Annotated in this window: 15 protein-coding genes and 3 tRNA genes; 13 read left to right on the top strand and 5 right to left on the bottom strand. The window is 62.4% G+C overall.

Annotated elements, in window-relative coordinates:
- Nucleotide 1 precedes the first annotated feature (1 nt).
- A tRNA-Ser gene (locus tag ACH2EI_RS04425) sits at nucleotides 2-89 on the bottom strand.
- 36 nt (nucleotides 90-125) lie between these two features.
- Here ACH2EI_RS04425 and ACH2EI_RS04420 point away from each other — a divergent pair.
- From ACH2EI_RS04420 to ACH2EI_RS04395, 6 genes are all read left to right on the top strand, one after another.
- Nucleotides 126-213 (top strand) — tRNA-Ser (locus tag ACH2EI_RS04420).
- Between the two features lie 232 nt (nucleotides 214-445).
- A complete protein-coding gene (locus tag ACH2EI_RS04415) occupies nucleotides 446-1,846 on the top strand; it encodes a LysM peptidoglycan-binding domain-containing protein (protein WP_395159236.1) in 1,401 nt (466 codons plus the stop codon).
- 119 nt (nucleotides 1,847-1,965) lie between these two features.
- Nucleotides 1,966-2,038, top strand: a tRNA-Arg gene (locus tag ACH2EI_RS04410).
- Nucleotides 2,039-2,225: 187 nt separating this feature from the next.
- A complete protein-coding gene (locus ACH2EI_RS04405) occupies nucleotides 2,226-3,440 on the top strand; it encodes a diguanylate cyclase (protein WP_395152000.1) in 1,215 nt (404 codons plus the stop codon).
- Between the two features lie 80 nt (nucleotides 3,441-3,520).
- The gene (locus tag ACH2EI_RS04400) at nucleotides 3,521-4,684 is read left to right on the top strand and encodes an aminotransferase class I/II-fold pyridoxal phosphate-dependent enzyme (RefSeq protein WP_395152020.1); all 1,164 of its coding nucleotides are present in this window, start codon (nucleotides 3,521-3,523) and stop codon (nucleotides 4,682-4,684) included.
- Nucleotides 4,681-5,490, top strand: coding sequence for a nitrilase-related carbon-nitrogen hydrolase (locus ACH2EI_RS04395; RefSeq protein ID WP_395152002.1), 810 nt, complete (start codon nucleotides 4,681-4,683; stop codon nucleotides 5,488-5,490). Before ACH2EI_RS04400 ends, ACH2EI_RS04395 begins: the two co-directional genes overlap by 4 nt.
- A 60-nt stretch (nucleotides 5,491-5,550) precedes the next feature.
- Here ACH2EI_RS04395 and ACH2EI_RS04390 read toward each other — a convergent pair whose 3' ends face one another.
- Nucleotides 5,551-6,033, bottom strand: a complete 483-nt coding sequence (locus tag ACH2EI_RS04390) for a GNAT family N-acetyltransferase (RefSeq protein WP_395152004.1) — start codon at nucleotides 6,031-6,033, stop codon at nucleotides 5,551-5,553.
- A 131-nt stretch (nucleotides 6,034-6,164) separates the two neighbouring features.
- On the opposite strand from ACH2EI_RS04390, the gene msrA reads away from it, so the two are divergent.
- Nucleotides 6,165-6,818 carry a peptide-methionine (S)-S-oxide reductase MsrA gene (gene msrA, locus ACH2EI_RS04385; protein ID WP_395152006.1) on the top strand — a complete coding sequence of 218 codons (654 nt, stop codon included), beginning with the start codon at nucleotides 6,165-6,167 and terminating at the stop codon, nucleotides 6,816-6,818.
- A gap of 47 nt (nucleotides 6,819-6,865) precedes the next feature.
- Entirely contained in the window at nucleotides 6,866-7,036 is a 171-nt protein-coding gene (locus ACH2EI_RS04380; RefSeq protein ID WP_395152008.1) for a hypothetical protein, read from the top strand.
- 20 nt (nucleotides 7,037-7,056) lie between these two features.
- Here ACH2EI_RS04380 and ACH2EI_RS04375 read toward each other — a convergent pair whose 3' ends face one another.
- On the bottom strand, nucleotides 7,057-8,208 hold the full coding sequence (locus tag ACH2EI_RS04375; RefSeq protein WP_395152010.1) for a CaiB/BaiF CoA transferase family protein: 1,152 nt from the start codon (nucleotides 8,206-8,208) through the stop codon (nucleotides 7,057-7,059).
- Nucleotides 8,205-9,368: a pyridoxal phosphate-dependent aminotransferase gene (locus ACH2EI_RS04370; RefSeq protein ID WP_395152012.1), complete on the bottom strand. Its 1,164-nt coding sequence runs from the start codon at nucleotides 9,366-9,368 to the stop codon at nucleotides 8,205-8,207. The genes ACH2EI_RS04375 and ACH2EI_RS04370 overlap by 4 nt, the downstream gene beginning before the upstream one ends.
- A gap of 176 nt (nucleotides 9,369-9,544) precedes the next feature.
- Between ACH2EI_RS04370 and ACH2EI_RS04365 the strand changes: the two genes are divergently transcribed.
- The 3 genes from ACH2EI_RS04365 to ACH2EI_RS04355 all read left to right on the top strand — a co-directional run bounded on the left by ACH2EI_RS04365 (nucleotide 9,545) and on the right by ACH2EI_RS04355 (nucleotide 14,957).
- On the top strand, nucleotides 9,545-10,126 hold the full coding sequence (locus ACH2EI_RS04365; protein ID WP_395152014.1) for a type II secretion system protein J: 582 nt from the start codon (nucleotides 9,545-9,547) through the stop codon (nucleotides 10,124-10,126).
- 41 nt (nucleotides 10,127-10,167) lie between these two features.
- Nucleotides 10,168-12,075, top strand: a complete 1,908-nt coding sequence (locus ACH2EI_RS04360) for a prepilin-type N-terminal cleavage/methylation domain-containing protein (RefSeq protein WP_395152016.1) — start codon at nucleotides 10,168-10,170, stop codon at nucleotides 12,073-12,075.
- Between the two features lie 71 nt (nucleotides 12,076-12,146).
- Entirely contained in the window at nucleotides 12,147-14,957 is a 2,811-nt protein-coding gene (locus ACH2EI_RS04355; RefSeq protein ID WP_395159234.1) for a hypothetical protein, read from the top strand.
- 24 nt (nucleotides 14,958-14,981) lie between these two features.
- On the opposite strand, the gene ACH2EI_RS04350 is transcribed toward ACH2EI_RS04355, so the two are convergent.
- Complete coding sequence (locus ACH2EI_RS04350) at nucleotides 14,982-16,847, bottom strand: ABC transporter ATP-binding protein (RefSeq protein WP_395151825.1); 1,866 nt, start codon at nucleotides 16,845-16,847, stop codon at nucleotides 14,982-14,984.
- A 133-nt stretch (nucleotides 16,848-16,980) separates the two neighbouring features.
- Here ACH2EI_RS04350 and ACH2EI_RS04345 point away from each other — a divergent pair, with 133 nt between their 5' ends.
- Together ACH2EI_RS04345 and ACH2EI_RS04340 are read left to right on the top strand one after the other, a co-directional pair.
- The gene (locus tag ACH2EI_RS04345) at nucleotides 16,981-18,531 is read left to right on the top strand and encodes an alpha/beta hydrolase (RefSeq protein WP_395151827.1); all 1,551 of its coding nucleotides are present in this window, start codon (nucleotides 16,981-16,983) and stop codon (nucleotides 18,529-18,531) included.
- An 80-nt stretch (nucleotides 18,532-18,611) separates the two neighbouring features.
- Nucleotides 18,612-19,352, top strand: a complete 741-nt coding sequence (locus ACH2EI_RS04340; protein WP_395151829.1) for an SDR family NAD(P)-dependent oxidoreductase — start codon at nucleotides 18,612-18,614, stop codon at nucleotides 19,350-19,352.
- Nucleotides 19,353-19,537: the final 185 nt, after the last annotated feature.

Here is a 19,537-nt window from a genome sequence, read left to right as displayed (position 1 = left end):
TTGGCGGAACGGGGGGGATTCGAACCCCCGGAACCTTTCAGTTCGTCCGCTTTCAAGGCGGGTGCATTCGTCCGCTCTGCCACCGTTCCGAGTTCGACGATATCGGGCTATGCTGCACTCTCCCAGGAGAGGTGCCAGAGCGGCCGAATGGGATGCCCTGCTAAGGCATTGACCCTCCGGGGTCCGTGGGTTCAAATCCCACCCTCTCCGCCACTGCGACCGACATGTACAAGCGTGTCGGTCGTTTGGGTTTTCGGGTGTGCCACATCGTCTGGTGCGTCAAACTCGGCGCGATCTCAGGCGGAAAACGCTGCTTTTCTTCCCGAGATTCCAGGAGCTGCGGGGTCGCTGCACGCGACGGGCCGCGCGCCGACTGGGTTACAAGCATGTCGTCGACGTGACAAAAATGTTGCGGTTTGATGACGAACGGACTAGACAGCAGTCGATGAGTACCGGCAATGACGATTTCTGGGGCAACCAATCCGACTGGTCGGACCGCCCCAACCGCCAGCCGACCAACCGCGCCCCGCGGGTTGACGCATCGATCGATCAGTCGGCAGTGCCCCTGAACGTCGGAGCTGAGCGGGCCGGGCAACGCATCAAGCGTCGCTGGGCGAATCTGCTGTCGAGCGGTACCAACCCAACTCGCGAGCACGGCATTGTCCGGCCTGAAGCCGCCCGGCCTGAACCAGCCCGCCCGGTTGAACCAGCCGAAGGCATGTTCGACGATCTCGACGACTTCGACTACTTCGACGACGCCTCTGGCGACACGGCTGTTGCAACGCCAACGCCTCGGACAGATCCGGTCGCTGCTGCCACGCCGCAAGACTGGGACGCCGAGTTCGCTCCAGCGCCCGTTGCAACTGACCACACCCAATCGCCTGGCGTCGACCCCCTACTGATGCGCCTCGGTGTGGTCGCACTCGTTGCCGCACTTCTGGTTCCGGTCCTGTCGAGCTTCCGTGGAAATAGCGCGGCATCGCTAATCGAATCGTCATCGTCGAGCGAATTGGCGGCGACCTTCAACCTCTTGCCGGCGGATGCAGCGGCCACCGGGGTGCCGACATCGGCTGCCGCCGGCCAGCTCGATCCGAACGACCTGCCGCCTGCAGTTCCCGTCAATACGCAGCCGGTAGCTGTGGCCGAAGCCGCCGCACCCAACACCGAGCCCGTCGCTGTCGCACGATTAGCCGACCCGGGAACGACGCCCACAAATGGCAATGCTGCCCTTGGCGCTGCCACCGTCGCTGCACCGGCTGAGCGAGTCGAGCGCAACTGTGCCATTGACTACGAGGTCGTCGCCGGTGACTTTTGGATCCGCCTCGCCAGTGCCGCCGACGTTCCGATCGCCGAACTGCTCGAAGCAAACGGAGCGACTTCGTTGACGCCGATTTACCCCGGTACGTCGATTTGCTTGCCGGCCGGTGCAGCCACACCTGCGCCGCCGACGACGACTGCTCCACCAGTTACCACCACACCCACCATGCCGGCCACCACAACACCGACCACGCCACCCGCTACTACACCGGCCACCACGCCTGTCGGCACGACGCCCTCGAGCACGAACTCCACGCCGGACGAGGTCGAGCAGATCATCCGCGACGTGTGGCCAGACGAGCTCGAAGAGCGTGCGCTCGAGATCGCCTACCGCGAAAGCAAGTTCGTACCGACAGCAAAGAACTCCTGTTGCTACGGCCTCTTCCAGATCTACTGGAAAGTTCATCAGAGCTGGCTCGACGACATCGGCATTACTGACCGCCAGCAGTTGTACGACCCGGTGACCAATGCCCGTGCCGCCTACACGCTCTATCAGCGTGCTGGCGGCTGGGGACCCTGGAGCTTCTGACCTGTCGACCTTGTTGATCGACAGGGCCCGCCGATCTTTGATCGCGAATTACGTGATCAGGTCGACAAAATCCGGTCGCGTCTCCTGACTTTCCGCTTAGACTAGGAAATCACATATATGCGCTCGTAGCTCAATGGATAGAGCACTTGATTACGGATCAAGCGGTTGGGAGTTCGACTCTCTCCGGGCGCACTTGCCACGGCCCCCGTTCTTCGGGGGCCGTGGTCGTTTTCGCCAAATGTTTTTCGGCCAGAGAAGAATGTTTGGTCACGCTGACCGACATTTTATTTATATTCCTCAAGTTGTGCGGTGTGGTTGCCGATTGCTGTTGGTGGGACTTGTTCGTGTTGGCGCTCTGGTGGGCAGCCTGATGCTGTTGGTGGCGACATTAGTCGCGCTGATCGATCATCGGTCCGAGTTGTACAGCGACCAGGACGCGCGAGTGCAGGCGGCTGCTGCGGCAGCCACGAACTCGGTCCAGGGCACCCTCCTCAGAGCCCGTGCCGTCTTGGAGTTGTCGACTGCCGACACCTCCCCGGACGAACTGCTGGCCACCTTTGGTGGGACTGTCGAGGCCTGTGTCGGGACACGCTGCTCGGGCCCCGACCTCGCAGCGTTGAGCACGTTCGGTTCCGCCGCAGCGCAACCCCTGCCAACGGTCGCGGTCGTCGATCCCGCCAGCAACTCGGTCCTGGTCGTTGCTCGGACGGCAACGTTCACTTCGTCGATTCAGCTGCCGCTCGATGCTGTCGTCGCCGCGTTCGCGCTGCAGTGGATTGCCGAACTTGAAGTCGACATCAGCGTCGATCTGTCGAACTCCGAACAGCCGCAAGACGTTGCTGGCATCGCCGGCAAACCGGGCGAACGTGTGGCCATCGCGGAGATCTCCGAGTCGCTCGACGATGGTTCCTTAATGATCCGCGCGAGCGCCGAGAGCAACGTTGGCTGGGGCGCCGACACGCCCGGCCCGTATGTGATCGTGGTCGGACTCGGCGCGATCCTCATGGCACTTGCGGGGTGGACGTTCCTCGCCGAACGTCGAAATCTCGAACGGCGCGCGACAACTGACGAACTGACGGGCCTCGCCAACCGCAGCGAGTTCGAGCGACAGAGCGAAGCCGCCATCGAGATGGCAGGCCGCTTCGGTACTGGCCTCTGCATCATGCTGGTTGATCTCAATGGCTTCAAGCAGATCAATGACACGCGCGGCCACCAGTTCGGTGACCGCGTCTTGAAGGCCTGCGCCGAACGGCTGGTCGAGGCCCTCCGCGACACCGACCTCGTGGCGCGCTGGGGCGGCGACGAGTTCGTTGTCATCCTCCCTGGGCTCGTCGAAGCCAACGCCGTACGCAACAGCGCCGAGCGAATTGCTGCGGCGATGAGCTCGGCGCCGATGGAGGCAGACGTGTTGGTCAGCGGCAGTATCGGGGCAGCGCTCTTCCCGCGCCACGGTTCGAACTTCCAAGCACTCATGCAAGCGGCCGATGTCGCAATGTATGAGGCCAAGACCACCGGTGTCGTACACCGGCTGGCTTCGACGGTCGATGCCGAAATAGATATTTCAGCAGATCGTCGCAAGTCAATCGTGCCCTGACAACGAACTTCTCGGAGTCGAGCGCCGAGTCGCTGTGGCAGCTCTCCTACACTTTCAACGTGGCCGCTCCTGTTGACGTGATGACTTCGAAACTGATCGGATTCGGCACGACGATCTTCGCCGAGATGTCAGCACTCGCCACCGAGACCGGAGCGATCAACCTCGGACAAGGGTTCCCCGACACCGATGGGCCGCGCGCCGTGCTTGATGCTGCGATCGACGCGATCAACTCGGGTGGCAACCAATACCCGCCGTTGCCCGGCATGCCCGTGTTGCGCGAGGCGATTGCCAAACACCAGCTGCGCTTCTACGGCATCGAACTCGACGCTGCTTCCGAAATCGTCGTCACTGCCGGTGCCAGCGAGGCAATCGCCAGTGCGCTTCTCGGCATGCTCGATGCGGGCGACGAGGTCGTCGTGTTCGAGCCGATGTACGACAGCTACCGGGCGAACATCGCCATGGCGAGCGCCATCGCTGTCCCCGTTCTGCTCGCGCCCGACGCAGACGGCAACTACGTGTTCGACCCCGATGAGTTGCGCCGCGCGATCAGCGCAAAGACCAAGCTGATCATGCTCAACACGCCGCACAACCCGAGCGGCAAGGTGTTTACCCGTGAAGAGCTCCAGCTGATCGCCGGCCTTGCCATCGAACACGACCTCGTGGTCGTCACCGATGAGGTCTACGAGCACCTTGCGTTCGACGGTCGTGAACACGTCCCGATGTGCACGCTGCCCGACATGTTCGAGCGGACCCTCACCATCTCGTCTGGCGGCAAGACGTTTCACACCACCGGTTGGAAGATCGGTTGGATGACCGGCCCGGCCAACCTGGTCACAGCAGCACGAACTGCCAAGCAGTTCCTCACGTTCGTCAACGGCGGGCCGTTCCAGCCCGCCACGGCAGTCGGTTTGCGTTTGCCCGACTCCTACTTCGAAGGTCTGCGCGTCGGGCTGCAGGCGACTCGCGATCGGCTCTGCGATGTGCTGACCGACATCGGCTTCACCGTGTTCACACCGGAGGCCAGCTACTTCGCCACGGTCGACATCCGCCCGATTGACCCGAGCGGTGACGGTTACGAGTTCTGTCGACGGCTCCCCGCCAAGGCTGGCGTCGTCGCCGTACCGAACGAGGTGTTCTACGCTCGGCCTCACTACGGCCGCCACATGGTGCGGTTCGCCTACTGCAAACAAATGCACGTCATCAATGCCGCGGCTGATGCCCTGGTGAAAGGATTCGCCTCATGAGCACACTCCGGATCGCTGCGATTCAACACGACATTGCTTGGTTCGACCGCGACGCCAACTACACGATGCTCGCACCAAGGATCGCGGCGGCGGCGGCCGGGGGAGCACGCCTCGTGCTGCTCACCGAGACATTTGCGACCGGTTTTTCCTTCAGCGACCCGGCAATCGCGGAAGCGGAGGGTGGCCCGTCGAGCCAGTTCCTCGTCGCGCAGGCAGCCGCGCATGGCATCTGGGTCGGAGGATCGTGCGCCGAATTCGCGCTGGACCCATCGGCTGACGACCAACGCGTCAGCAACGTGTTCGTACTGGCAGGCCCCGACGGCACTGTGCACCGCTACCGCAAGATCCACCCGTTCTCACATGGCGGCGAAGATGCTTACGTCCGTGCCGGAACCGACTTCGTCACCGTCGAGATCGAAGGCGTCCGCGTCAGCCTGTTTGTCTGCTACGACCTCCGTTTTGCCAACGAATTCTGGGCGTTGGCCGAAGACACCGACGCGTATCTCCTCGTGGCCAACTGGCCGGCGAAGCGACGCCACCACTGGCAGACACTCGCTCGGGCCCGAGCCATCGAGAACCAGGCGTACTTCGTCGCGGTCAATCGGGTCGGCCGTGACGGTCCCCTTGATGCCGACGGCCGGCGCACCGGCCAGCTTGATCATTGTGGCGACAGCATGGTCGTTGACCCGCTTGGCGAGGTGCTGGTCCATGCTGCCGGCACCGAAACGACGATCTTCGCCGACATCGACTCGGACCACGTTGCGTCGACCCGGGCCCACTTCAGGTTTCTCCAAGACCGTAGATAGTTACGGATGGGGTCAGGCCCCTTTCGCAACTCTCGCGACTCTCTGGTGGTTATCGCGCAACTATCTCGACGACTTGCGCATCAGGCTGACCTCGACGCCGTGCGACGTTTGCTGCCCGACTTCGACAAAGCTGTGCTTCTTGTGGAACGCGAGTGATGGTTCATTGGGTGGGTCGATGTTCACCTCAAGCGTGAGCCCTGTTGCGTCAGCAGCGGTCAGCCGACGCTCGACCTCGGCGTAGAGCTGACTCCCGAGACCCTTGCCCTGTGTTGCGGCATCGAAGGCCACGCGGTCGAGATACCAGTCGGTGGGGTAGCGCTCCATGAACCACGCGTAGTTGATGGAGTCGTAGGTCGAGCCGGGCGCAAGTACAAGGCAGAACCCGGCGATCGCGCCGTCGGCTTCGACCACCAGCCGCGCAGCACTCTCGCTCATGATAAATCGCAGCTGTTCGAGGTCGATGTCCCCCACCTCTGGCACGTTGGCCTCGTTGATCTCTAATACCTCCGCCAGATCTGCCTCGACCATGTCCCGAATCGTCACTCCACAAACCGTACCGAGCCAGGAGCGTCAGTGTGATGGTTTTGGCTGGCACAGAGACCAAAAGCATCACGCTGACGAATTGGGTGCGGTGGGGTGCGGTGGGGTGCGGTGGGGCCTCGTATCCTGAGGTCATGCTTTTCCGGAGGAACTCGACCATGATCACTCCCGACGAGGCCTTGCCGGGCCGCGACGAAGCAATGCAGGTGCCTGACGCGCACTTCGTCAACGGCAACCCGCTCACGGGGCCCTGGTCCGACGGCATGGAGATCGCGGTTGTCGGAATGGGCTGTTTCTGGGGCGCCGAGCGGCTCTTCTGGCAGCTCGACGGGGTGTACTCCACCTTTGTTGGCTACGCCGGTGGCTTCACGCCGAACTGCACCTACGAAGAGAACTGCACCGGCCGCACGGGCCACGCTGAAGCCGTCGGCATCGTGTTTGACCCGTCAGTGATCAGCTTCGAGCGGATTATGCAGGTTTTCTGGGAAGAGCACGACCCCACCCAGGAGATGCGCCAGGGGAACGACGTCGGCAGCCAGTACCGCACCGGTGTGTGGGCCACGCAGCCAAGCCAACTCCCGGTCATCGAGGCGACCAAGGCTCGCGTGCAGGATGGCCTCGACGCGATGCGCAAGGGACAGATCACGACCGAAGTCGGATCAATCGACTTCGAGACCGACTTTTACTATGCCGAGCCGTATCACCAGCAGTATCTCGCCAAGAATCCGAACGGCTACTGCGGCATTAAGGGCACTGGGGTCAGCTGCCCGATCGGGTTACAGTCGTAGAGGCAGCCCCGCAAGTTGCGAGGCTGCACCACCACGAGGAGCACACCATGGGTCTGTTTGACAAGGTAAAGAACAAGTTCGCCAAGGCGAAGGACTCGACTGACGACCTCGTTGAGGCCAACAGCGACAAGATCCCTGACGACATTGAAAACAAGGACGACAAGGTCAGCGACGCCGCTGAGAAGGTCATCCCGGGCGACGACAAGCCGGGCGAATGAGTCGCTGCGGCTGATCGGTCTTATCGACTGTCCCAGCCGCTTGTTTCGATCTCGGCGCCATCGGCGTCGAGCCCTCGGCCTGCCCACCGGATCGATCCTGGTGTGGCAGACAATCGGGCAATCACACTCTGCATCGGGGTGCCACTCAAGCCGTCTGGAACGATTTCGATGATGCCCCGTTGCGCGTAGTGAGGGTCGCTGGCGATCTCGGCCATGTCGAGAACAGGTCCGATCGCAGCGTCGGCTGCGGTGAAGGCATCGACCACTTCGGCCTGTGTCCGCGTTGCACACCAGGCGGTCATGATCGTTTCGAGATCTGCACGGTTCTCGGTACGCCCTGCGAAGGTCGTGAACCGCTCGTCGCCTCCGACACCGAGGAGGTCCATCACTCTCGCCGCGACTGAATCGCTGCTCGTTGATGCCGCGACCCACTTGCCGTCGCTGCACTGATACGTCCCTCGCGGCACCGTGTACGGCAGGCCCGCACCGAGTCGAGGCTGTTGTTCGCCCGTGACCGCGAAGAGTGAGGCGAGCGGTCCCATCATGTGGAACATCGTCTCCAACAGGTTGGCATCGACGACTTGGCCGATGCCTGAGTGCAGTGCGACCATCGTGGCGAATGCGGCCGAAAGTCCCGTCACTTCGTCGGTCAGAGCAATCGGTGGGAGGAGCGGCTGACCTTCGGGCTCACCGGACAGGGCGACGAGACCGGACATGGCCTCGGCAATCGTCGCGAAGCCCGCACGGGAGGCATATGGCCCGTCCTGGCCAAACCCGGAAACTCGCGTGATGACCAGCTTGGGGTTGCGGGCCAGCAAGACGTCTGGCCCGAGGCCGAGCCGCTCAAGCGTTCCCGGACGAGAGTTCTCGACGAGCACGTCAGCCTCGTCGAGGAGCCGCAGCAAGGTGGCGCGGTCGGCGTCGTCTTTCACGTCGAGCACAGCGGTCCGCTTGTTGCGGTTGACCAGCTTCCACCACAGGCCCTCGCCATCGCGCGGGTCGCGCCACGCCATGTTGCGCAGGCTGTCGCCGCCCGGCCGCTCGACCTTGATCACGTCGGCGCCGAAGTCGGCGAGGTAACGCGCACAGTTCGGTCCCGCCAGCACCGTCGACATGTCGATGACTCGCAGGTCGGTCAGCGGGCCGGTGCGCTCGCCGGGTGGCCGACTCATGGTGTCCAACTCGCGATCGCCGAGCACGCTTCGTCGAGGTCGGGGGCTTCGCCGGCGTAGGAGAAGCGGATGTACTCGTGCCCTCGAGTCAGGTCGAAGTCGATACCGGGGGTACAGGCCACGCCGAGTTCCTTGAGCCATCGTTGGCACAGGTCCATCGACGACAACCCGATGTCGGTTGTGAACTGAGGGACGTGAGCATAGATGTAGAACGCGCCGTCGGCCGGTGCGATATCGGTGATTCCAGCAGCACCCAGGCCAGACAGCATCACTCGCCGGTTCGCTCGGTAGCGAGCAACATGGCCATCCAACTCATCGGTTGCATCGAGGGCGGCCAGCGCCGCAATTTGTGATATGTGCGGCGCGCAGATGTACATATTCTGTTGCAGGCGTTCGACGACGTCGACGAGATGGTCGGGGACCACCATCCAACCGATCCGCCAGCCCGTCATCGAGAAATACTTCGAGAAGCTGTTGATGACGATGGCGTCGGGCGCGTGTTCGAGCATCGGCGGGGCGATTCCGTCGTCGATGATGCCGTGATAGATCTCGTCAGCAACGATCGCGATGTCGTGGTCGGTGCAGTAGCTGGCGACTTCGGCGAGTGCGTCGGCAGAAAGCACCGTTCCGGTCGGATTCGACGGAGAGGCGAGCACGAGCCCGTCGAGATGACCTGCTTCGCTCAGATGTTGGGCAGTTGGGGCCCACCGGCTCTCGGGTCCGACGGGAATTGGCACTGCCTCAATGCCGAGTGCGATGAGTGTGTTCCGGTAGCAGGGATAACCCGGCTCGATGACACCGACCCGCTGGCCGGGCTCGAATAATGTGAGGAAAGCCAGTGAGAAGCCGGCGGACGCCCCAGCGACGACCACGATTCGGGCCCGGTCGAGTGGTCGCGCCCCCGGCGGACCGAGCGAGGTGTGTCGATCGGCAAGACGTTCCCGAAGTTCTGACAAACCCGTTGCGTTCGTGTAGCCGAGTGGACTGTTGAGGGCGCCGATCACTGCTTGGCGGGCGGTGTCGGGGAGCCCTGTCGCAGGTTGACCGACCTCGAGGTGCATGACGCGATGGCCGGCAGCCTCGCGGGCGCCTGCTGCTCGGCTCATTGCCATGGCATGAAATGGCGGGACCTGTGCTGCCCGAACCGCTGCTTGGATCACACGTGAAGTGTGGCAGCTGTGTGGGGCTTGAGTGAAACGAGAAGTAGCTACCACGCAGCGTGTTTCTGTCAGGTCGGCTTTGCACAGTGTTGACATCGAATGCACGCGACTCGACTCAAGAACCGTGTGGTTTCGGCCGAACAACTCATATGCGATCCCTAACTCTTCCAGAGCGTTTGGACGAAAATGTCCACATCGCGCCTGCCGGCAGAGGGCGCCAGCACCGCAGAGATCGTGCATTCACGCTCACCGAAGTACTCGTATCGATCGTGCTGATGGGCACGGTCATCACGGTGATCCTTTCGGCGATCTTCACGTTGATCCGAGTATCGAGCAGCAGCAGTGACGCCGCCAAGGTCGAAGCTGTGCTCACGAGCGCAGCTGACCGTTTGGCAGGCTGGGCTTACCTGAGCTGTCCCGAGGCGAACGACAGCGGCTATGACGTCATCGTCTCGGCAGCAGCTGCCGACGTCAACTGGACTCACGAGAACGCCATCATTATCACGTCGATTCGTTATTGGGATCCTTTGCTCGGCGCCGCTGCAGATGCGACGACCGATCCGAACCCCGCCGATGGTGGGTGGGCTGACACTAATTCGCTCGTCGACACCGACGGGTGTGGCGAAGACGTCAACTTCACCACGACTCGCACCCTGCAACAGGTGACGATCGAAGCGCGTTCTCCCGATGGCGCGATCGTGCGTCAACTCGAAGTGGTCAAAAGCAACGTCGGCGATCGAATCGAGACCACCTCATGACCAGCCGATCCCACTTGAACCCGTCTCACCGGTTCGATTCCGTGCGTTCACCGTTTGCCCGTCGCGTCCGCGCCGCCCGCCGCCAGCCGAACAACGACGGCGGTTTCACGCTGCCTGAGTTGCTCGTTGCAATGACCCTGTCTGGCGTCTTGATCGCCGCAATTTCTTTGGCCATCAGCGTCATGCTTACCGCGACGCCCGAGGCCGAGATCCGTCTCGCCGAGTCAAAGGACATCACATTCCTGCAGACATGGGTTCCCGTTGACCTCTCCTCGGCCATCAACTCCTACGACAACCCCGACGAAGCAGATCTCGAGAACGAGATGGCGGCCGGCGAACCGTCGATGAGCTACAACGTCCCGCTCGCGGGGACCAACGTGCTGACGCTCGTCGTGCCTGATCTTGAAGCCGACGACTACAAGATTGTCAGCTATCGATACGTGTTGTCCGCAGGCGACTGGCGGCTCGTCCGCTACCTGATCAAGAACCCCGGAACCGCCTCCGAGTCCTTGTCGCAGGTCGGCGTTGCGAGCGAAGTGAAAGATCCGCCCATCGGTAGCACCTGGAAGCCCGGCGAGAAGCCGGTGCACGCCTTCCAGATAACGTCACGTAACCAGGTTGTTCTGCGGCCCATCGGTGAGAACATCACCGTCTTCTTCAAGAGTGGCAACGAGTTCTCCACCGGCGGCGCTGGCCTCTCGGCAGAGAGGGACCTGACCCCGAACGACCCGGTCACGCTTCCTGATCCGACCGCTCCGCCGTCACGCTGCGGTGGCCGCGTGGCGCTGGTGCTCGACACGTCCTGGTCGGTCCCCGGCTTCGGAGGCGGCAACGACATGGAGGATGCCGCAAAGAGCTTCATCGTCTCGTTCCAAGGTACGCCAACGACGCTGACGGTGATGGGTTTCGACTCGATGGCGTATCAGATCTACCCGAACCTCAACGGCGACCGAGGCCACTACATCGATCTACTCAACCCGTCAAGTGACATCGAGAACGCGCAGATCAACATTAGTGCGCTGCCGAACGTCGACACGCAGTATCCAGGGTTGACGCCTGAGGCGTATGACTTCGAAGAGGAATACAGCTACTACTTGACTCCGGAGGGGACGGGCATCGGAACTGGGGATCGGACCATCGGTTGGTCGAAGAACCGTCGGTCCGAGTCTGGCCTCGAGAGGCAATATGCCACGAACTGGGAAGACGCGCTCCATGCTCCGTTCTTCACAGAAGGTACGGCAACCGAGAATGGCATGCAGCGACCGCAGACGCCTGAGACGGTGGTGTGGATCACCGACGGTGAGCCCACCACAAACCGGGCAGAAATGTTCTACGAACAGAACTCGACCGACTACCTCGGTCCGGCAATTCTTGCAGCCAACGCGGGCCGCTCGACCGGTGCCCGGATCATCGGCGTTCTGGTCGGACCGGGCGGCCCGGCACTCGAGCAGAACGTCGCCGACGTCGTCGGCGGAAACAAGTGGACCGGCAGCGTTTCAGACACCGGTGTTGTTGACTTGAAGAATGCCGTGTCGGCCGACTACTTCACCGGCAACTTCGATGAGCTCGGCGACGTGCTCCGTTCCATCATGGCAGCGCAGTGCGGTGGCACCGTGACTGTCCAGAAGAAAGTCGAGGGTGAGACCGCCAGCGGCCAGTGGACCTACAAGACCAATATCGGTGACAGCACCCTTGACCTTGACCTGACTTCGGCGCTGACGTTCGACTTCACCTTCGATACGGGCGACACCGTGCGTGACGTGCTCATTCTTGAAGAAGTCCGTGATGGCTACACCTTCTCGCACGCCGAATGCTCGGTCGGCGGGGTCACCCTCCCCGAGGCGAGCATCGTCCAGAATCCAGAAGGCGCAGCCGGTGTCCTCCTGTCGATCGAACCCGACCAAGCAGTTCACTGCACGATGGTTTCCAACCCGGAGTCAGAAACATGATGATCACGCCGAACCTTTCCAGCGGTCCCAGTGGTCCCCGCGGTCGCTTCGACCGCGGCAACATCTTGCCGATGACCCTCATCATGATGGTGCTCGGCAGCCTGATCGTCTCAGCGCTGATGGCCTTCGCGATCACCATTCTGCGGGTCCGCCCGCCGCTCGAAGAACGCAGCGATTCCCTCGAGGCCGTTCGCTCAGCGATGCGTATGGCCATTGTGATGCAGCGCGACCACGGCCCGAACGGCTGCTACGAGTCGGCCACGTCATCGTTCCGAGTCAACAACCGTGACGTGCTGATCACGTGCGAATCACTCGCAACCGAAGACGACAACGGTGGGCGTTTTGGTCTCATCGCCACGACAAACAACGGCGAGGGCAACGGCACGGCGCCAGACAACGAGGCCATCCGTGTCGGCGATGTTGACACTCAGAAGATCATCCTCAGCTCGGTCTTTGTCAATGGCGGCAACCTTGGAGGGAACAATGGTGGCTTGTCGATCAACGCTGGCGACGTCATTGCCTCGACGTACTCCTCGCCGGAGATGTCGATACACCGGTACACCACCCTCGACCCGTCCTTTGACATTGAGGTTGCGCCGCTCACGACGTGCAGTTCGTTGTTCGGCCCGGCCGTCCTCCAAGTCGACGCCTTCGAACCGGTTGCTGACGATGGTGGTACTGATGGCGATGGTGGTACTGATGGCGATGGTGGTACTGATGGCGATGGTGGTACTGATGGCACTGACGATGAAACTGACGAGCCGCCCGTCCCAACGTTTGGCTACGTCGAACCGATCAACTTCAACTACGACAATCAAACCACTCTGCTACAGGTCACACCCGACGCGGGTACCGCCATCGTCGCCGTCATGTACACCAACTCGCCGTTCCCTGGAGCGCAGTGGAAGCTTGACCGGTTGGTGACCAATACGGAGACCGGCGGCTTCGACGTCACCCTGCCGCCCGGCAGCGTGACCACCCCTGACGTGCGCGTCTGCTACCAGCAGGTTCCCGCCACCGACCCGAACTACATCCCGACCTGGCTCACGTTCTGCAACTCGCCGATCGTCGATCCCGAGACGTTTGACCAGAGCAGCGCGACTGCCTCGACGGGAGTCGATTGTCGGAATGAGCCCTGGTGGACCTACGCCGGCTGGAAACCCAACTGGCGTACCAGCTACATCTACCCGTACCTGCCGCAGATCCCGTCGTACCCTCGGGCGTCCGTTCCGATCAAAGTCGGTGCGACGAACTGTTACGTCTTCTACCCGGGTCGCTACGAGAACGAGGTTGTTCTCGACGGTGCCGCCGCTGACGGCAGCCCGAACCAGTTCTATTTCGCCTCGGGCGTGTACCTGTTCAACAAGCCGCTGAAGGTCAAGAATGGCGTCTCTGTTGTGATGGGCGAGGGCAGTTACAAGGGTTGTGCGTTCGATGCTGACGCAGCATTCCTCAGCGGTTCGCCTCGCAACCACGAGATCACCGGCAAAGGAGCCACGCTCTTGCTCGGCTCAGACGGGACTGCGTCGGCCAGCCTGAGCAACAACGGTTCGATTGACGTCATTGACTCCTCACTTCGTGTGAACCGTCGTGTCGCCACCAACTCGACTCGAGCAAGCGCTGGGATCAGTGTCATGTCGATCAACCTCGCGACGGGCCCAACAGACGCAGGCGGTGTCAAGATCCCATTCGATGACGAGGTGTTGCTCCCCGACTGCCTCGCCAGCGAAGTGATCGGTGACCGGGCCGTCGCACTTCACGACCCACTATGTGCCGAAAGTATCGAAACATACACACTGGCTCCGAATGATTTGGACGACGTTAGGTACGTGCCGTCACTGCTCAAAGCTGATGCCGCGATTATCCACGCCAGGCTGGACGGTTCGTCCACGACGAGTAACAGGGTGCTGTTCGGCGGCAACCTTTTCGTGCCGAACGCGCGGATCGCCATGAGTTCGACCCAGACGAATAACCAGTACGTCATCCGTTTACGGAACGGTGCGGTGGCGTCGAGTTTTTCCTTCGACTTCCCGACCGGCAACGAGACCAACTTCCTGATTGGCCAGGAGACCGAGACGGTCTACGAACGGCTCAAGCTCGCTGCGATCACGAGCTTCGATGGCAAGGCCTTCCGTTCGGTCGTCGAACTCGAAGTCGACACATCGAACCGTTACGCCATCAATAGTTGGACCGTCGACGCAGGATCGGGTGGGTCGACCACCACGGGGACGACAACCACGTTGGCACCCACGACGACGCTCGCCGGAGGTCCGACGACGACGCTCGCTCCAGGGGCCACGACGACGGTCCCACCTTCGACGACGACCACGACGACGGTCCCACCTTCGACGACGACCACCTCGACGACGGTCGCACCTTCGACGACGACCACCTCGACGACGACCACGACCCTCCCGCCGACTTCGGGGCATGACTACTGCAACACCGTGAGTGGCAGGTGGACTCGGGAGTTCGGCGATGGGGGCCACTGGGCTGCTGAGTACCGCAACGTCGGCGGCTTCATCAGTCACCCGCCCAACCCCTTCGATGGAACCGCCCATGCCACGGAGAACCTGGACGAGATCGAGCTGTACCTTGGCGACGGCAAGATCCACCCTGCCATCAATAAGGACTACTACACCGCACGCTTCACACGCAGAGTCAACTTCGATGCCGCATGCTGGATGGCCCTGGCCGTTGGCGCCGATGACGGCATGCGCCTTTACCTTGATGGCACAGAGATTCTCGGCTACTGGTCGAACCACTCGTTCAGGTGGGATTGGAGCTATCACTACTTCGAAAGTGGTGAGCACGAGATCGTGATCGAGTACTACGAGCAGGAGAACGACTCGGCACTCGATTTCTACTGGCTCCACCGCTGATTGAGCTGCGACTGGGCCGCTGGCTCAGTTCGGAACGACGAGATCACCTGCTTGCAGCTGGTGGGCATAGCGCCCACCGGCGGCAAGGAGTTCGGCGTGCGTTCCGATCTCGGCGATACGTCCGTCTTCGATGAACGCGATGCGGTCAGCGCTGCGAATTGTCGACAAGCGATGCGCGATGACGAGCGCAGTGCGACCTTCCATTGCATGTTCGAGCGCGGCTTGAATGTGCGCTTCATTGTCGTTGTCGAGGTGACTTGTTGCCTCGTCGAGAATGATGATGGCGGGATCCTTCAGCAACAGGCGAGCGATCGCTAGCCGCTGCTTCTCGCCACCGCTCAGCCGGTAGCCACGCTCACCGACGATGGTGTCGTAGCCGTCGGGTAGTGCGGCGATCGTGTCGTGAATACGTGCGGCCTTGGCCGCCGCGATGACCTGGTCGTCGGTGGCTGACTGGTCGGCGTAGCGAAGGTTGTCGCCAATCGATTCGTGAAACAGGTGCGGATCCTGTGACACCACGCCAATCGAGGCGCGCAACGAATCAAGCGTGAGGTCGCGGACGTCGTGCCCGTCGATACGAACTGCGCCGCTGGTCACGTCGTAGAGGCGGGGGAGGAGCGAGATTGTGGTTGACTTGCCTGCCCCAGATGCCCCGACGAGGGCGAGTGTTTCGCCCGGTGCGATCGTGAGTGTGAGGCCGTGCAGCACGTCGACGTCCGGATCGGTACCACCGCCGAGGCCGGCGTTCTGCTCCATCGTGGGAATCGCCGAGTCGACAGCTGGCGGGTACCGGAAGGTGACGTTGTCAAATTCGACGCCACCGCGTGGGGCGACCAGGTCGAATGCTCCCAGCTTTTCTTGAATGGCCTCCGGTGCATCGAGCACTTCGAAGACGCGTTCGAAGCTGACCATCGAGGTCATCAGGTCGACCCGTGCGTTCGTGAGCCCGGTGAGCGGCTGATACACGCGCGTGACCAGAGCGGCCAATGCCACCAGGGTGCCGGCCGTGATGTCGCCGTCGACGACCATGAGTGCACCGATGCCATAGATGGCAGCGGTGCCGATTGCCCCGACCAGCCCGAGCGCAACGAAGAACACGCGCCCGTAGATCGCTGACTGGATGCCGGTGTCACGGACACCGCGGGCACGACTCTCGAAGGCTTCGCGCTCACGTGGACCGGAGCCGAACAGCTTGACAAGGGTGGCACCAGAGACGTTGAAGCGCTCGGTCATCTGGGTGTTCATCGCGGCATTGTGGCCCATCTGCTCGCGCGAGATTCCCTGCAGCCGCCTGCCGACCCGACGCGCTGGAACGATGAAGAGCGGTAGCACGATGAGCGTCAGCAGGGTGAGCCGCCATTCGAGGGCGAGCATTGCGGCCAACGTGGTCGTCAACACGATGACATTGCTGACCACACTGCCAAGTGTGCTCGTCACCGCTGACTGGGCACCGACGACATCGCTGCTCAACCTGGACGTGATTGACCCGGTCGGTGTCCGCGTGAAGAACGCGATTGGCATGCGTTGGACCTTCGCGAACAGCGCGCCGCGCAGGTCATAGATGAGGCCTTCACCGACTCTGGAGCTGCACCAGCGCTGCACGATGGCAAGCCCAGCGTCGGTGAGTGCCGCCATTACTGCGATTGCTGCCAGCACCTTGATGGCGTAGCGGTCATTGTTCGGTATTGCGTTGTCGATGATTTCTCGCACGACGAACGGAGGCACCAAGGCGAGGAGCGCTGCAACGAAAATGGCCGCAAGGAACACAGAAATTGTTCGACGGTAGGGGCGAGCGAACGCCCAGACACGCGTGAACGTGCCGTCGGTCAGCTTGATGCCGTCGAGCGAGTCCTTGTCGCCGGGGATCATGTGGTGGGGGGACATCCGCATGGAGACCACGCTAAGGGTTGTCGGACCGCTCGCCCCGCTCGCCCGCGCCCCAGTTTTGGGTGGTCCTTGTCGTTTGCTGAATGATGTTGGCTGAAGATGTCGCTCCCCGGAGCCGCTCGTACGCTGTGCACCCATGCGGTGGACCTCTGCACTCCTGGCGGGTGCGCTCGTGATCGGTAGTTGCACCGGCAGCGATGCTCTGCCGGCACCAAAGACTCGCGAGATCAACGCGATCCCGACGAGCACGACGGTGCCCACGCTCACCACGCCAGAGCCGGGCGAAGCGCCGCCGCCGACCGTTCCGCCGGAGCCACTCGACTACGAAATCGAGTGGACTGAGCTGGGCGGAAACGTCGACGAGGCGCGGCTCACGGTTCCCCTCGACTACACCGATCCTCAGGGCGAAACCATCGAGCTGTACGTGACGCGACACCGAGCTGACCCTGACGATCGGATTGGTTCCCTGCTGGTCAATAACGGTGGTCCCGGTTCGCCGGCAAGCACGATGGGGATCAACGCAACGAGCTGGTTCCTTCCTGCAATCACCGGACGATTCGACGTGGTCGGGTGGGACCCGCGCGGCACCGGAGTCAGCGGCGGAGCCGTCGATTGCATCGACGACGACGAGTACGACGGGTTCTTCGCTGCCGGTGACATCACGCCGGAAACCAGTGCGGAGAGGGATCGCCTCGTTCAGCTCGCCGAAGAGTTCGCGACGCGCTGCGAGGAACGAGTCGGCCGAGCGTTGCAGTACATCGGGACCAACAACTCTGCGCGTGACATGGATGCAATCCGTCAGGCGTTGGGCGAAGAGCAGGTGTCGTACTTTGGATTTAGTTACGGCAGCGAACTCGGTGCTGCTTGGGCCACGTTGTTCCCGACGACGGTGCGCGCAGCAGTGCTCGACGGAGCCGCTGACCCGAACGCCGACGCGACCGAGAGCACGCTCCAACAGTGGATCGGCTTCGAGAATGCGCTGAATACGTTCCTCGCCGAATGCAGCGCCACGACGTCGTGTGCATTCCACAATGGCGGCGACGCTGAAAGCGCATTCGACGCGCTGTTCATACAACTCGATAAATCGCCGCTTCCGGGGCCCGGAGGTCGGGCAGACATCAACCTCGGCGTCGCGGTCACCGGTGTGGTGCGGGCGATGTATTCGGACCGGTTTTGGCCGGCACTCGAACGGTCACTCGATGACGCTCAATCCGGCGACGGAGCTGGGCTCCTGGCACTCCAAGATGCCTACTACCAGCGGGGTGCCGACGGTACCTACAGCAATTTGCTCGAGTCGTTCCAGGCGATTTCGTGCGCCGACGATCCGGAACGGCTGACCGTCGAAGAAGCCGATGAACAGGCTGAGGTCCTCATCGGAGCGGCGCCTCGCCTGTTCCCGTACAGCACGGGGTCCTACACGTGCAGCTTCTTCCCTGCCGCCCTTGATCCGCGAATCGACGTGACTGGCGTGGGCGCAGGCCCGATTGTGGTCGTTGGCACGACCGGCGATCCGAGCACGCCCCTCGACAGCAGTCGCCGGATGGCAGCAGCGCTCGAAGACGGTCGCCTCGTGATCGTCGAGGCAAACCAGCACACCGGCTACCGGGTCAACAGCTGCATCGAAGACACGATCCACAATTACCTGATCCAGCTCGAGGCCCCGGACACCGAGACCGTCTGCGGCTGACCGTCCTACTTCGCGAAGTGGTGATGGATCGACGGAGGGCGACGGCGCTTCGATCGCTTCGACTCTGGTAGACACGCGTTGTGGGACGACTCCAAGACAAAGTCGCGTTGATCACAGGTGGGGCGCGAGGTATCGGAGCGGAGACCGCCGTGCTCTTCGCTGCGCAAGGAGCGACTGTGGTGATCGCCGACGTGCTCGACGACGTCGGCGAAACAACCGCCTCGACGAACGACCGCATCAGCTACCGGCACCTTGACGTTCGGTCCGAGGACGACTGGCACGGAGTCGTCACCGCCGTCGTCAAGGAGCACGGGCGTCTCGACGTGCTGGTCAACAACGCTGGTGTCGACCTGACGAAGAAACTGTCGGCAACGACGTTGGCCGATTTCGAGTGGCTGATCTCGATCAACCAGATCGGCACGTTCCTTGGCATGCAGGCGGTGTCGGCCGCCTCGGTCGCGGCCGAGACGCCATGCTCGATTGTCAACATCAGCTCGGTTGCCGGGCTCGAAGGTGTGCAGAATCACGCGGCCTACAGCGCGACGAAGTTCGCGGTGACAGGTCTGACCAAGGCAGCTGCCAAGGAGTGGGGTCGATACGGCATCCGGGTCAACTCGGTGCACCCCGGCATCATCGACAGTCCGATGACCGAGGAGCAGTTCGTCGACCCCGACCTCCGTGCCCGCGTCGAGCGAAACCTGCCCCTCAGGCGGCTCGGGCAGCCCATTGACATCGCCAACATGGTTGCTTTCCTGGCCAGCGACGAGGCGTCCTACTGCACGGGTCAGGCGTTCACGGTCGATGGCGGCGTACACGCCTGAGCGAGTCAGGCCGGTGAACACCGCCTCTCACTGGGCCTCGCTCAAGTAGAACCGGCTTGCGGCGCGACCGTGACGCAAGCCTGCGCGTGAGTCGCCGAGGTCGAGCTGGGCTCAGAACGCTGGCGTGAGAGAAACGCTCCACGATCGTTCGGCGGACGCCCACAGAATTGATCTGTGGACACCCG

This window comes from Ilumatobacter sp., from assembly GCF_041688325.1.
Classification (GTDB): domain Bacteria; phylum Actinomycetota; class Acidimicrobiia; order Acidimicrobiales; family Ilumatobacteraceae; genus Ilumatobacter_A.
The sequence above is the reverse complement of the archived record's forward strand: the minus strand, read 5'-3'. Positions and strand labels throughout refer to the sequence as shown.

Coding starts and splice junctions, on each gene's coding strand:
- ACH2EI_RS04415 (WP_395159236.1), top strand. CDS start 446: ATGAGTACCGGCAATGACGATTTCTGGGGCAACCAATCCGACTGGTCG.
- ACH2EI_RS04400 (WP_395152020.1), top strand. CDS start 3,521: ATGACTTCGAAACTGATCGGATTCGGCACGACGATCTTCGCCGAGATG.
- ACH2EI_RS04395 (WP_395152002.1), top strand. CDS start 4,681: ATGAGCACACTCCGGATCGCTGCGATTCAACACGACATTGCTTGGTTC.
- msrA (WP_395152006.1), top strand. CDS start 6,165: ATGCTTTTCCGGAGGAACTCGACCATGATCACTCCCGACGAGGCCTTG.
- ACH2EI_RS04380 (WP_395152008.1), top strand. CDS start 6,866: ATGGGTCTGTTTGACAAGGTAAAGAACAAGTTCGCCAAGGCGAAGGAC.
- ACH2EI_RS04375 (WP_395152010.1), bottom strand. CDS start 8,208: ATGAGTCGGCCACCCGGCGAGCGCACCGGCCCGCTGACCGACCTGCGA.
- ACH2EI_RS04355 (WP_395159234.1), top strand. CDS start 12,147: ATGACCCTCATCATGATGGTGCTCGGCAGCCTGATCGTCTCAGCGCTG.
- ACH2EI_RS04350 (WP_395151825.1), bottom strand. CDS start 16,847: ATGCGGATGTCCCCCCACCACATGATCCCCGGCGACAAGGACTCGCTC.
- ACH2EI_RS04345 (WP_395151827.1), top strand. CDS start 16,981: ATGCGGTGGACCTCTGCACTCCTGGCGGGTGCGCTCGTGATCGGTAGT.